The sequence below is a fragment of the Pirellulales bacterium genome (genome assembly GCA_036490175.1).
Taxonomy (GTDB): Bacteria; Planctomycetota; Planctomycetia; order Pirellulales; family JACPPG01; genus JACPPG01.
In genome coordinates this window covers 80,040-93,006 of record DASXEJ010000238.1, presented here as the reverse complement: position 1 = coordinate 93,006, position 12,967 = coordinate 80,040, and the positions used below count along the sequence as shown (strand labels likewise).

Annotated in this window: 9 protein-coding genes and 1 other RNA gene; 4 read left to right on the top strand and 6 right to left on the bottom strand. The window is 60.6% G+C overall.

All coding sequences use genetic code 11. The features are described from left to right. On the bottom strand, window positions 1-1,382 hold a 1,382-nt coding region (locus VGG64_17800; GenBank protein HEY1601460.1), incomplete at its 3' end, for a hypothetical protein. A gap of 33 nt (window positions 1,383-1,415) precedes the next feature. Then, window positions 1,416-1,946, bottom strand: a complete 531-nt coding sequence (locus VGG64_17795) for a hypothetical protein (protein HEY1601459.1) — start codon at window positions 1,944-1,946, stop codon at window positions 1,416-1,418. A 458-nt stretch (window positions 1,947-2,404) separates the two neighbouring features. Between VGG64_17795 and VGG64_17790 the strand changes: the two genes are divergently transcribed. Continuing rightward, window positions 2,405-3,892, top strand: coding sequence for a gamma-glutamylcyclotransferase (locus tag VGG64_17790; GenBank protein ID HEY1601458.1), 1,488 nt, complete (start codon window positions 2,405-2,407; stop codon window positions 3,890-3,892). Window positions 3,893-3,964: 72 nt separating this feature from the next. Here VGG64_17790 and VGG64_17785 read toward each other — a convergent pair whose 3' ends face one another. Continuing rightward, window positions 3,965-4,351 (bottom strand): hypothetical protein, encoded by a 387-nt coding sequence (locus tag VGG64_17785; protein HEY1601457.1) that lies wholly within the window; start codon window positions 4,349-4,351, stop codon window positions 3,965-3,967. Window positions 4,352-4,441: 90 nt separating this feature from the next. Further along, window positions 4,442-4,804, bottom strand: a transfer-messenger RNA (tmRNA) gene (gene ssrA / locus VGG64_17780). Between the two features lie 473 nt (window positions 4,805-5,277). On the opposite strand from ssrA, the gene VGG64_17775 reads away from it, so the two are divergent. Beyond that, complete coding sequence (locus VGG64_17775; protein ID HEY1601456.1) at window positions 5,278-6,510, top strand: GNAT family N-acetyltransferase; 1,233 nt, start codon at window positions 5,278-5,280, stop codon at window positions 6,508-6,510. A 242-nt stretch (window positions 6,511-6,752) separates the two neighbouring features. Next, window positions 6,753-7,904, top strand: coding sequence for a hypothetical protein (locus VGG64_17770; protein ID HEY1601455.1), 1,152 nt, complete (start codon window positions 6,753-6,755; stop codon window positions 7,902-7,904). A gap of 190 nt (window positions 7,905-8,094) precedes the next feature. Here VGG64_17770 and VGG64_17765 read toward each other — a convergent pair whose 3' ends face one another. Continuing rightward, window positions 8,095-8,874 carry a class I SAM-dependent methyltransferase gene (locus VGG64_17765; GenBank protein ID HEY1601454.1) on the bottom strand — a complete coding sequence of 260 codons (780 nt, stop codon included), beginning with the start codon at window positions 8,872-8,874 and terminating at the stop codon, window positions 8,095-8,097. Window positions 8,875-8,970: 96 nt separating this feature from the next. After that, the gene (locus VGG64_17760; GenBank protein ID HEY1601453.1) at window positions 8,971-11,514 is read right to left on the bottom strand and encodes a heavy metal translocating P-type ATPase; all 2,544 of its coding nucleotides are present in this window, start codon (window positions 11,512-11,514) and stop codon (window positions 8,971-8,973) included. Between the two features lie 185 nt (window positions 11,515-11,699). On the opposite strand from VGG64_17760, the gene VGG64_17755 reads away from it, so the two are divergent. Continuing rightward, window positions 11,700-12,953: a CinA family nicotinamide mononucleotide deamidase-related protein gene (locus VGG64_17755; GenBank protein ID HEY1601452.1), complete on the top strand. Its 1,254-nt coding sequence runs from the start codon at window positions 11,700-11,702 to the stop codon at window positions 12,951-12,953. The last annotated feature ends 14 nt before the right edge of the window (window positions 12,954-12,967 follow it).

The following is a 12,967-nucleotide window of genomic DNA, read 5'->3' as shown; positions in this document are numbered from 1 at the left end:
CGCGTTTCCAGGGACTCCTCCCGGAATACGCGCTGAAGCTCTTCTTGCTCGTCCAGGCGACTCCTTATTCGGGCCAGGAACTCGTCGGCTCTCAGCCGTCCAGGCTCCGAAGCCGCACCGGTCCGGTCTGCGAAGCGCAGGCCGACGTAACTGCGGCAGAGCGCACCGTCCACGTTGCCCAGGCGGCAGCCGATCTGTTCCGCGAATCGGAGAACGCCGCGCCTGTCATCTGCGATAACGGAGAACTCTTCCCCAGTGGCAACGCGCATGCGAAGCGTGGCATCGCCGCAGCCGATGGTCACCGGCCCTTCGATCAGCCAGAAGGTTGATGGGGAGACGCTAAGCGCCCTCTCAACCGTGATCCGAATGTCCGGCGAGGCCACTTCCACGAGGACGGTATCGCCCAAGTCGTCCGGGGGCGACGGCTGCCGCTGCCCGACTACGATCCGGCGTGTTCGATAGTCCGTCTGATGGACAAAGACCGGTAGCCGCGTGCCGAACGGGGCACCACGCATGGCGGGTTCGGCCAGTGCGAACGGCATAAAGAGTTCGACCGACTCGCCGAACGGCGAGTGCCACGCAGCCCGGAACCCGCCTTTCGATTGAGAGAGCAACGTGGCTTCAATGACTCCCGCCGCGTGCGAGGCGCTGGCAGAGGCAATAGCCCCTTTCGCGAGGCTCAACCGCCAGCAATAGGAGTCGCGGTCGTAGTCCTCTACGAACGCATCGACCTCGCTGGTGGAACCAACCGAAGCCGGTATCCTTGAGAGTCGCCCGAGCTGGCCGCAGCCGAGTTCCACCTCGCCGGTCCGCAGCAGCGCCTGGGTTTCTTCGGGCGAGAGTCTGAGGTTGTCGCCTACGACGGGGAATACGTCGGGCAGTACAGCGTCCGGCATCCCCGGCTCGATGAACGTGTTTCCGAGTGCCGCCCGTTTCGCGTTCTTGATGTCGGATACGAAGGCTTGCAGGTACGGGCCAGAATACGCCTGGAGCCTCGCGATGCCCCGCTCCAGGTGAAAGATGCAGTCGCGGATCGCCTCCTGCTGTTGAAACGTGAGCGGAGAGGTTTTAATCAGCGTTAAGTTGGCCCGGACGATTTCTTGAAACTGCGAACGCAACTCTCGAGTGCGGCCCCTCATTTCCCATACCGCATCCATGTACTCAGATAGCATGTCCAGCCACGCGCCACGCTGCTCGTATGCCTCCTGCGCAAGTTGCAGTCGGGTCTCGCGCTCGATCTCTCGGCGTTCGGCACGCTCGGTACGGACGAAATCGCGGCGGTACTGACGCTCACTCTTGGCGGCGGCCTTGAAGCACCAAGTTGCGATTTCGGCAGCAACAACCAGTGTTCCGCCGCCGATAATGAGCGACCCAATGGACATGCAGGATACCCTCGCGCGGCTCCGCTTGCGCCGTCATAGCGTCACGGCGATGGATGTAATGGCGTGTTCCATTTCCCGCGATCGCTGCAACAGCCGTTCGATGTGCTGCTGCAACAGTTCCCGCTCGTCCAAGGGCATCCGATCCGCGCGACTGGCCAACGCTTCCGTCAGCATGGTGTTCCAGCGCTGATACGCGCTCATGAACCCCTGGATTACCTCCAGCTTGGAACCCCTTTGATCTCTGCGGTCCTCGATTGTTGCCAGGACCAGGCTCGCCTGAATTCGGACCTCTTCGGTCCTGGCCTCTGCCTCCGCGATGACGGCTGCTGACCATATTCGGACGCGCTCGGTTGCTGCCTGCTCTTGAGCCACAACCCGCGCTGTGATCTCTCGCTCTCGTGCATATTCCATGAATGCGCAAAAGCATTGGCTGAAGGATTGGATCGAAGCTTCCAGGACTCGCCCTGTTGCCGTCACTGCCGCTGAAGTGACTTGCGCTCCTGCCTGGACAGTGCCGTGCGCGATGTGCGCCCCGCCGAGAATTAATGCGGCGCGTTGGTCCATCGGGACGATTGTTGCTGGATTAGTCGGGACGAGATTCCCGGCATCTCGCCGTCTCGGTAGCTTGCTGGGCATGAGAGCCTCCGCAATTTGGACCGGGCCGCGGCGCGCCGCCGCGGCCATCTCTTGAGCTGCTGACCATTTCGTACAGCCATCTTACAAGCAATTGAACACGCAATCAGGACCATTAGCCCGCCGCGCAACACGAAATCTTGAGCCGCTCTTCCCATGAGCGATCCAATTCAACCAAGGACGGTGTTGAGAGAATGACCGGGAAAAGTCGCAAGGTGATGCTCGACAAGAGCTTTCTGCAAGCCGAAGGCAGGGCATGCCGGAGGCTCCGTAGCCTCCGGGAATGCGGCTCCACCTTCATCTTGACCGACATCTATGAGCAAGCTCTTGTCAAGTAGTGACGGTCGTATAATCAATTGGTGTGGAGCTTCCTAGCCGCGGAGGGGTCGATGTGGGTTTTCGGGTACGGCTCGCTGATGTGGGACGGTTGGCATTCTCAGTGCGAGTGCCTCCGCACGCTCAAAGCCACCCTGCAAGGGTTTCGTCGCATCTTCAATAAGGCCTCCGTTCGCAACTGGGGCACAAAACGGGTACCCGGTCCGACGCTGAACATCACTGCGGACCCGGAGGGCACCTGTGTCGGATTCGCATTCGAGTTCCCGGAGGAGAAGCGCCAGGTCGTTATGGCCGTGCTCCGGGATCGGGAAGGCCGCAATTTTCAGCTTGAAGAGCAGGAGATTATCATTGAGTGTGGAACGCATGCTCAAGCCATCATTCCGCGCTATGTTGGCCCGAATCTAATCCGTGACAAGTCACCGGCTCAACTGGCTCGGATGGCCCGGTCGGCGATTGGAACGAGCGGCAGGTGTGCCGAATATGTTAGCACGATCGCCGCGAAGCTCGTAGAGCTTGACATTAGCGATCCCGCCGTCCAGGAGTTCTCGGCGGCGGTTCGGTCGAGACTCGTGATCTTCGACAAGAACTTCTTGCAGAGCGAAGACCGCACCACGCCCCGTCTCTGTGCGTTGGCTCGATGCGGCTGCGAGTTCGTCCTGATCGACACTTTGATTTACGAACTTTGCTCTGACAGTCGCCTCGCCAATCTCTGGCCATCAATCCAGAGGAAGTTGTTCCCCTTTGCAGATCGCCTGCATTTGTGGTTCCACTCCTCTGAGCTGCTTCGGCGAGAGGTCGCTAACAATGCCCCCGTAAACGGGCCGGAAGATTGGGAGGCAACCCAAAGGCTTCGAGCTTGGTTTCGATCAGGTCAGGCATACGTGCCCGGCAATCTGAAGGAGCTCGTTGAAGACTCCCGTCAACAGCGAGAGATCGACACGTTGGAGAAGGTTACACCGATGGCGCGTGCATTTGGCGACATGATCGCCGATGCCGGTCGAAGCGTCGGTCTTTCGAAGCTGTCGAAGGATGATCTTGCCGCCAGAGTTCGAGACAATCTGGACGGCAAACACCTCATTTGGGCGATTCGGGCCTGCTATGGTAATACCGATTCGCCAGAAAATCACATCCCGGACGCGGCGAACCGAATCGATTCGGAATGGTTTGCATTCCACAATGCACGAGTCAAGCTGGCCCTGATCGGGATTTTCCTTCAGAAGTACGGCCTCACCGAAGAAGCGGGCAGGAAGTTCTCCAACACGAAACTGGACCTGGAGTATTTGGCACTACTGCACTACGCTGACGCCCTTGCCAGCGACGAAACGTCAGGCGACATGGCCGAGATGTGCAGGTGGCTTTTTGGCTCAACGAAGAAGCAAATCTCAACGGCACGGCTTCTTGCATCCATGCCGACCAAAGACGAGATTCGCCTTGATGCTTATTTCAGATGGGACCGTGAAGGCGGAACGCATGGCCATGACCTCGACGATTGGTTGTCCGTTGAACGACAACTGTTGGAACGAGTCTGGGATCGACTCTAACGCGAAAACGAGCCGGACAGGCGAGTGCCCCCAGAAAAAGTTCAATAACCGTCCTGTCGTCCCGATGCTTGTTTAGTCCGCATCCCAACCTTCGACTTCGATTGAACTCGTCAGCTCGGCGATTCCATCTGCGATCACCTCGAAGAACTCTTGATCGGCGTCCTGCCATTCCTCCTCGCGTATACACGCCTGCACAATATGCCGGCACTCTTTGGCAGTGCGATGTGCGACCTCTTCAAGATCGCTGCGCGTCGGAGAAGCCGGCGCCGCATGAGGACAACTCGCTACCGGTGAAATGGCTACGCTAGACCGCAAACCGGCATCACAAAGCGTGAGAATCGCCTCGCGAATATGAGGCGGAAGGGCCGGCCAAGAGTCCGCAACTCGCGCAAGGTCGGGCGGTAACGAGACACTTTGGGGATGGCACAGAATCGCCGGAGCGGCGACATCCGATGCCATTGAAGGACTGGCAGAGTCATGACGGCGCTGCCCAGATGCTGCCACGCCGGAAGTCGATTCCGGCAACTCGTTGTCCTTCAATGGCTTACAGAATGGAGGCGGCGGGAATCGAACCCGCGTCCCGTAACATTTCCACGCCAGCTTCTACGTGCGTAGCCGGTTCATTTAAGCCTTCGCCCTTGCGCCCCCAACCGGCTGGGTGTCGCGCAGGCTAGTCGAGCACTTTTTTAACCTCGGACGTTCCCAACGTTGATCCAAGGCGGTTCGGAATTGGTGACCAACTTTTGGGCCTCTCCGACAAAAGCCCGCAGTCGGGGCAGCCTATCTCTAGGCAGCCAAAGCAAAGGTATCTTCGGCAATTGAAGATAGTGGTCAGCTATTTACGTGGCCAACTGACCAACCACGGCACGCCGCGTGCGCTTCAAGCTGTCCGGTCGAACCCTGTTCGCCCCCGGTTGTCGCTCGCCGCGCCTCTGGTACGAGGCGCAAGCTTGTCGCACTGGCAGAATTATACCCGAAACTACCCTGCCGGGCAGTGCCGGTTATCGGCCCCTTGACCGAAGACGGGGTCCACGTCTGGCCGCGGATTCTCGCGCCCGAATTGTCTTTATCTCTATGGCAGCCTTTGGCGGGAAAATGGCACAGTCGCGCATGAATCTGCCGCGACGTGCCAGCGATTGATCTTTCAGTGGTATCACAACCGGAGCGATCGTCAGAGACCCTGTTGCTAGCGCAACTGATGGTCAACGCCCGGCCTAGTTGAGAGCCCACCGCTCAGCCGACATTGCTCTCTTGCCTGGGCGGCGACCCGGCCGATGCCGCCCAAACTTGCAATATTGCCAAATGCCTTATTTTTGGTGTCGCGGGGGCAATACTTCACGTAGCATCAATATTGCCTCTCCTCGTCACACCCCACAGTCGACGGCATGGCCAACGTTCGCGTACATCCAGTCGCGTCGTGGTTCGATCGACGCCGATTCCTGCAATTCCCCTGGTCGCTTTACCGCGACGATCCATTGTGGATTCCGCCGATTCGGTCTGCCCAACCCGGCTTGCTGGGATATCGTCTTCACCCATTTCTTGCCACGGCCGAGGTACAGACCTTTCTCGCCAGACGGGGGCGTGACGTTGTCGGACGAATTGCGGCGATCGTCAATCACGCGCACAACGCGACCTATCGAGAGCGGCGCGGCTTCTTCGGTTTCTTCGAATCGATCAACGACGCGGCGGTGTCGCGTGGGCTGTTCGATGCGGCTCGCGATTGGCTCGAATCGCAGGGCGCGTTCGGCTTGCGCGGTCCGGTGAATCCATCCATGAACTACGTCAGCGGCATGCTCATCAACGGATTCGATAGTTCGCCAACATTTTCGCTGCCGTATAATCCGGCGTATTATTGCGACTTGTTGGCAGATTATGGCTTTCAAAAAGCGCACGACTTGCTGGCGTTCGTCGGTTACAAGGACGAGTTGCCCAAGTTTCAAGAGCGCCTGAACCCGCTGATCGACCAGGTCGAAGCGCGCTGGAATCCTGTCATCCGGCCCATGAATACCTCGTCCCATGGCGGGGATATCGACTTGTTTCTCGATCTGTTCAATCGTTCTCTGGATGGCATGTGGGGCTTCGTGCCACTCACGCGGCCAGAGTTGCAAGACCTGGTAGGGTCGCTACGGTTCTTGATGGACCCGCGCTTTGCGTTGGTGGCCGAGGTCGAAGGCAAAGCCGCGGGCATCGCGATCGGGGTACCAGACTACAATCCGCGTATCAAACAAATCAATGGTCGGCTGTTCCCCTTCGGCTTCCTCCGCCTACTATCTAGACGGGGTCTGAATCGTTTCTGTGTCCTGTCGTTGACCGTGCTGCCGGAATACCAGCGGTGGGGATTGGGGCTGGTACTCTTGCGGGCGTTACTGCCACGGGCGCTCGACTTAGGATTTCAGGAAGGAGAATTTTCCTGGATCTCGGAATCCAATACGCTGGCGATCGGCGGGATGCGCAAGTCGGGCTTGCGGCATACGAAGACCTATCGCATCTATGATTTCGGCCAGGCCGCCGTCGACGAGGATCCTGCCACGACCCGTTCGAATGAGTTTCCGGCGCCGGTTCCCAAGGTGCTGCCAGCGGCCGCGGTCGACACCTCTCTACGAGCGCTCGAACGGTAGCTGACTCAATGCTTGTCGGGCGCTGGACGTGCCCGGAGCGAGCGCATTCCGGTCTGCCCATTCCGGCCGGCGCTGCCTGAGGGCCATCCGGCCGTTGGCCGGCAAATATCCGTACAAACGGACCTCTGACGCCCATTTGCCGGCCTGCCTGTTTTCCTCTGTAACACTCCGGCTCGGCCTGCGCTTAGCCATCTTAGACGGTTACACGGCCGCTCGAACTAAGGCGATCTTCGGAGGAAACGATGTACACGCAGCTGAAAAACTCGAAGTGGTTCGTAACGATCGCGGCCATCGCTGGCTTGACTCTGTCGGCTGCCAACACAGCGATGGCACATGGTGGTGGTGGCGGTGGCGGCAGTGGCGGAGGCAATGGTGGCGGCATGGGACGAGCGGGCAGCAGCGGCATGTCGGCCCGTAGCTTCAAGAGCGGCAACAGCTTGAGTTCGAAAAACTACAACTCGGCTCAGCTGCGAACCACCAAACTGAACACCAATTCGCTCAGCAACTCGAAGCTGAACACTCTCAAAGTCAACACCCCCACTTCGTCGGGTACCTCGAGTCAACCGGCCAAGATCCTCAGCAACTTGAATGGTCAGAATTCCATCGCGAAGGTTTCGGCCACGACTAAGATCGGAAGTCCAGCCTCAGGCGCGATCATCGATAAGGCCGGCGCCAACAAAGTTGGCCAACTGCCGAAAAGCCCAGTGCAGATTTCATCGGGCGGCAATAGCGGCCACGGACCAGTGATCAATAATCCGAAGGGGGGCTGCTCGCCCTACCCTGGACACTGCTGGAGTCCGTTTGGTTACTTTGGCTTGTTCCCGTACCTGTATGGCTTCGGTGGTTACGGCGGATTCGGCGGCAATGGTGGATACGCCGGTTGCTACAACGGATCGAACTACCCCGCTGCCGGCACTACGTCCGTGGTCGATAGCTCGCCTGCGGCAACCGTCGCCGCACCGCCGGCCATTGCCACGAATAGCGCTACACCCGCCGTGATCGTACCAGGCGTTGACCTGCAATTGGTCGACGTGCGAATGCTGGACAACGGCGACGCCTCGCAACTGATCGGCCCGCGCTATCGCGTCGCATTCCGCAACGCGGGCTCGGTAGCGGTGGATCACGAGTTCAATGTTGCGGTGATAGCAGCCGACGATTCGAACCTGACCGCCAATCTGCCGATGACCGAGAGCCGTATCACCACAATAGGGACAGGTGACGTGACCTACGTCGACCTACGGTTGCCGGCCAAGGCCTTCGAGATGGGCACCGACTCGCACAGCGAATTCTCAAAGCTGTTCGTGTTCGTCGATAGCCGCGGCGAGGTCAACGAGACAAACCGCGACAACAACGCCACAAGCCTCGATCGCGTCGCAGTCCAGCCAGCGACCTGAGGCCACGCAAATAGCGATAGAGCATGGCCAAGGCGACCAAATGTAGCGTGGCTAACGAACTGGGGAGTTGGGTGGGATGAGGGAGTAACGCCGCTCCTGTGAAACCCGTCCCACCCGCTCCCGCCCTCTGGCCGGACGTCTTGCAAAAGTCGCCCGGCCTTGGTTTGCGCTCGACTTGGCGGTACATCTCTTACCTACAGATCCCGATCCAGCCGCCGGCCCGCAGCCACCCCCATAGCCACGGCCAGCGTAGCGTATCGGTGCGTTCGATCGAGAGCGGAATCAGTCGCTCGACGTGAAATCCCACACTGTTCAAATCGGCCACGAGTTCGTTCCGCGTGAAAACGTGCAGAAACATGTTGGGCACGCCCTGATAGTCGAAGAATTTGTCACCGGCTTCGACATCGGCGCGACGCATACTGCGCAACAGGTTCGTCACGAACCACCAGCGGCTCTGCGGCTGAAAGATGTTGTACCAGCGATTGTGTACATGGACGACGAACGTTCCGCCCGGCTTGAGAATGCGCCTCACATGCCGCAAGAATTGCAGCCGATTATCGCGGCCGCGGATCATCCCCAGCGTGCTGTACATCGAAATGCAGTAGTCGGCCGATCCGTCACGTAGGCAATCAAGTTCGACGAGGTTTACCAGCAACCGATCGACCGGAAGGCTCTCAGCCGCGGCGTTCTGGCCCACAGTCATTAGCGACGGCAGCGACAGATCGACGGCCACGCAACGAAATCCACGCCGCGCGAGCGGAATCGTCAACCTGCCCGTGCCGCAACCCAGGTCGATCAGCAAGCCCGGCGGCCGTAAGTACTCGTCCAGCACAGCCTCGTCGAGTTCGACCGAAGCGCGATGAGAAAAGCGCTCGTCATACGCGCCCGCAGAATGCTCGATTTGCGCGTGCTCCCACAGACCCCGCGTCACGCCACGCGGCAATCTCCAGGCAGGACGAGAGAGATTCATAGTCATCAAGCGCAGCTCGATTTCGGTTGGCTAAACAGATCGTTCTCGGTCGGACACTGCCGGCAGCGCCAAATCCGCAGTGGCACCGACAACGTGCTACAACTTCACCCGTCGCAATCGCAAGGCATTGGCAATCACCGAGACCGAGCTGAAGCTCATGGCGGCCGCGGCGATCATGGGGCTCAAAAGCAACCCGAACACCGGGTAGAGCACACCCGCCGCGATCGGTACTCCTACGCCGTTGTAGATGAAGGCGAAGAACAGGTTCTCGCGGATATTGCGCATGGTGGCATGGCTCAGTCGACGGGCCCGGACGATGCCACGCAGGTCCCCCTTCAAAAGCGTGATGCCGGCGCTCTCGATGGCTACGTCCGTTCCGGTACCCATGGCAATGCCCACATCGGCCTGCGCCAAGGCCGGTGCGTCGTTCACTCCATCACCTGCCATCGCGACAATGCGCCCTTCCTGTTGCAATCGGCGGATGATGGCATTTTTTTGTTGTGGTTGTACTTCGGCATGGATCTCGTCGAGCCCTAGTTGGCCCGCGACCGCCTCGGCCGTGACGCGGCTGTCTCCGGTGAGCATCACAACGCGCAGACCTGCGGATCGTAGAGTGCTGATCGCCTCGGGAGTCGATTCCTTGATCGGATCGGCCACGCCAATCAGTCCCGCCGCGCGTCCATCGACCGCAAGAAACATCACGGTCTGTCCGCGTCGTCGCAGCTCTTCGGCCCGCGCCGTGAGCGCCGCGGTATCGACGTTCGCTGTGGATAAGAGCGTTTGGTTTCCCAGTTTGAGCGTGTGCCCCTCGACCGTCCCTGACACGCCCTGCCCTGTCACGGATTGAAAATCTACAGCCGGAACAATCCTCAGGCCGCGTTCGCGCGCCGCGGCGACAACGGCCGTGGCCAACGGATGCTCGCTGGCCGTTTCCAAGCTGGCCGCCAGGCGCAGTACTTCGTCTTCAGAAAACTCGTCAGCCGGCATGACATTGGCCAGCCGCGGCTTCCCCTCGGTCAGTGTGCCGGTTTTATCCAGGACCAACGTATCGACCTTCTCGAGCCGTTCCAGCGCCTCGGCGCGACGCACGAGCACGCCCGCCGCGGCGCCGCGTCCTGTTCCCACCATGATCGACATCGGCGTCGCCAATCCTAGTGCGCACGGACAAGCGATAATCAGCACCGCCACGGCATTGACCAAGGCGTATGCCAGGCGCGGCTCGGGCCCGACCAGACTCCAGACAGCGAAGGTCGCGATGGCAACCGCAACCACGGCCGGCACGAAGTAACCCGCCACGACATCGGCCAATAGTTGAATCGGCGCCCGGCTACGCTGCGCCTCGCTTACCATTTGCACGATCTGCGCAAGCAACGTGTCGCGCCCCACGCGCTCGGCCCGCATGACCAAAGCGCCGGTACCATTCACAGTGCCGCCCGTGACCCGCTCGCCGGTTTTCTTTGCCACTGGAACCGGCTCGCCTGTGATCATCGATTCGTCGACATAACTAGTGCCTTCGACGACGACTCCGTCGACTGGCACTTTTTCGCCGGGTCGCACACGTAGTCGATCACCGGGCTGTACCTCTTCGAGTGGCACGTCATGCTCGGTGCCATCGTCACTGAGGTGGCGCGCGCTGCGCGGAGCGAGCCCCAGCAGCCCGCGAATGGCGCTCGACGTTTGGCTTCGCGCCCGTAGCTCTAGCACCTGGCCAAAGAGCACCAGCGTGATGATCACGGCTGCCGATTCGAAGTACGTTCCCACCTGTCCGCCATGCCCGCGAAACGATTCCGGAAACACGTCGGGCGCGAGCGTCGCCACGATGCTCTCTAAATAAGCGACTCCGACACCCAGCGCAATGAGCGTAAACATGTTCAACTGGCGCGTGACCAGCGACGTCCAACCCCGCACAAAAAATGGCCAACCTCCCCATAACACCACAGGTGTCGCTAGCGCCAGTTGCAGCCAGGCCGATGCCCCGCCCGGCAGCCAGTGCGCGAATTGCTCGGCGGCGACCATCTCGCCCATCGCTACCACAAACACAGGGATCGTCAGTGCCAGGCAGACCCACAACCTGCGTTGCATATCGATCAGTTCGGAATTGTCTTCCTCGGCCTGCGTGACGTCGACCGGCTCCAGTGCCATGCCGCAGATGGGGCACGAGCCCGGGCCCATTTTCCGCACTTGAGGGTGCATCGGGCAGGTATAGGGGACACCTTGCGCCGCGCCGCTTCCGGCCGCCGGAGAACCGGAGGCGCCCCGCACAGCGGACGGCGCTGGTCCAGCCCCCGCTTGGCCAATCTGCACCAAGCCTGCGGCAGCTGTCTCGATGGCCCCCGCGACGTATTTCGCGGGATCGGCCTGAAATTTTTTCACACATCCCGCCGAGCAGAAGTAATAGGTCTCACCCGCATGCACATGCTTGTACGGCGTTTTGGCCCGCTCGACCGTCATACCGCACACTGGATCGCGGGCCTGGCCAATGTCCGACGTGTTCGAACCGTGGTCGTGCGACGGAGATTCGACTAGCGCGTGTTCGTCCAACGACGGACCGTGATCGGAGAGGTTTTGGCCGCTGCGCGGATCGTGGCCCTGGTCGTGATGCTCGTGGCTATGTTCCGGCATCGGCTCGCGCTTGTTCATCATGGACTCTCGATTCTCACCTGGCGGCGTCGTGGCGCTCGCGCGTTGTCATCATACGGAAAGGATACGGCGCAGGACGAGGGGCCTTGGCTGGACGACGCTTGTTTTCCTGCCAGAATAGTGCCCATGCGGCGCCCGGCGAGAGCCGCGCCGTCGGTCCGCAAGCTCACAGCAGAGGAATGTACATGGATGCGGAAGTTATCTCGATCGGCGACGAACTCACCAGTGGCCAACGACTGGACACCAATACTCAATGGCTCAGCGAGCGGCTGGGCGAAGTCGGCATCCGCGTGCTGTACCACACGACCGTCGCCGACGACCTGGCGGCCAATGTTCGCGTCTTTCGTGAGGCAGCCGAGCGCGCCGACGTCGTCGTGGCCTCCGGTGGATTAGGTCCCACGGCCGACGATCTGACGCGCGAGGTTCTGGCCCAGCTCACCAACAGCGAACTTGTGCTGCGCGAAGACGTTGTCGAGCACATTCGCGCCCTGTTCGCACGATTTGGCCGCACCATGCCCGAGAAGAATACGGTGCAGGCATTATTCCCGGCCGGCAGCCATATGATCCCCAACCCAACCGGCACGGCCCCCGGCATCGCGCTGGAAGTACCACGCGTCACGGGCCGACCATGTCGCGTGTACGCGCTGCCAGGCGTCCCCTCCGAGATGTTTCGCATGTGGGCCGACACCGTCGGTCCCGAACTGGCAAATCTATCGGGCGCGCCGCAAGTCATCCGCCATCGGCGCATCAAGTGCTTCGGGCTCAGCGAAAGTGAACTCGAAGGGCGTCTGCCCGACATGATCCGCCGTGGCCGCTCTCCCAGCGTCGGCATCACGGTCAGCGCGGCGACGATCACGCTACGCATCACCGCGCAGGGTGCAAGCGATGCTGAATGCCGCACCCAGATGGAGCCCACCGTGGCCACGATCTACGACTGTTTGGGCAACGTCGTCTTCGGCGAAGAGGACGACGAGTTGGAAGATGTCGTAATGCGACTCCTCGAGCAGCGCCGGCTGACGCTGGCCACTGTCGAATGGGGTACCGGCGGGCTCGTGGCGCATCGGCTACATGAAGCCTCGCCCGAGGGACAGCACTTCGTAGGTGGGCTGATTGCCCCCAATCAATCGTCTTTGACACGATTATTGGGAGTGCCTGCGGAGTTCATCACCGAGCACACACCGGTCAGCGCCGAGGTCGTGGAAGCAATGGCCCGCGGCTGCCGCGAACGCTTGGGAACGGATCTAGCGCTAGCAGTGAGTCAGTTTCCCCTACCGGCCACGAAGGAGACGACGCCCCAACGACTGTTTATCGCGTTAGCGTCGGCCACCGAAGTCATTCCACGATCGGTGCCGCACTTCGGCAGCCCCGACATCCTTACCACGCGCGCGGCTAAGCAAGCATTGAATCTCGTCCGCTTGGCACTGCTCGGGGCCACTTGATCCCCCGACGACAG

Excerpts from the sequence above, each read along its gene's own strand:
- VGG64_17795 (HEY1601459.1), bottom strand. The coding sequence starts at position 1,946 with ATGGACCAACGCGCCGCATTAATTCTCGGCGGGGCGCACATCGCGCAC.
- VGG64_17790 (HEY1601458.1), top strand. The coding sequence starts at position 2,405 with ATGTGGGTTTTCGGGTACGGCTCGCTGATGTGGGACGGTTGGCATTCT.
- VGG64_17785 (HEY1601457.1), bottom strand. The coding sequence starts at position 4,351 with ATGGCATCGGATGTCGCCGCTCCGGCGATTCTGTGCCATCCCCAAAGT.
- VGG64_17775 (HEY1601456.1), top strand. The coding sequence starts at position 5,278 with ATGGCCAACGTTCGCGTACATCCAGTCGCGTCGTGGTTCGATCGACGC.
- VGG64_17770 (HEY1601455.1), top strand. The coding sequence starts at position 6,753 with ATGTACACGCAGCTGAAAAACTCGAAGTGGTTCGTAACGATCGCGGCC.
- VGG64_17765 (HEY1601454.1), bottom strand. The coding sequence starts at position 8,874 with ATGAATCTCTCTCGTCCTGCCTGGAGATTGCCGCGTGGCGTGACGCGG.
- VGG64_17760 (HEY1601453.1), bottom strand. The coding sequence starts at position 11,514 with ATGAACAAGCGCGAGCCGATGCCGGAACATAGCCACGAGCATCACGAC.
- VGG64_17755 (HEY1601452.1), top strand. The coding sequence starts at position 11,700 with ATGGATGCGGAAGTTATCTCGATCGGCGACGAACTCACCAGTGGCCAA.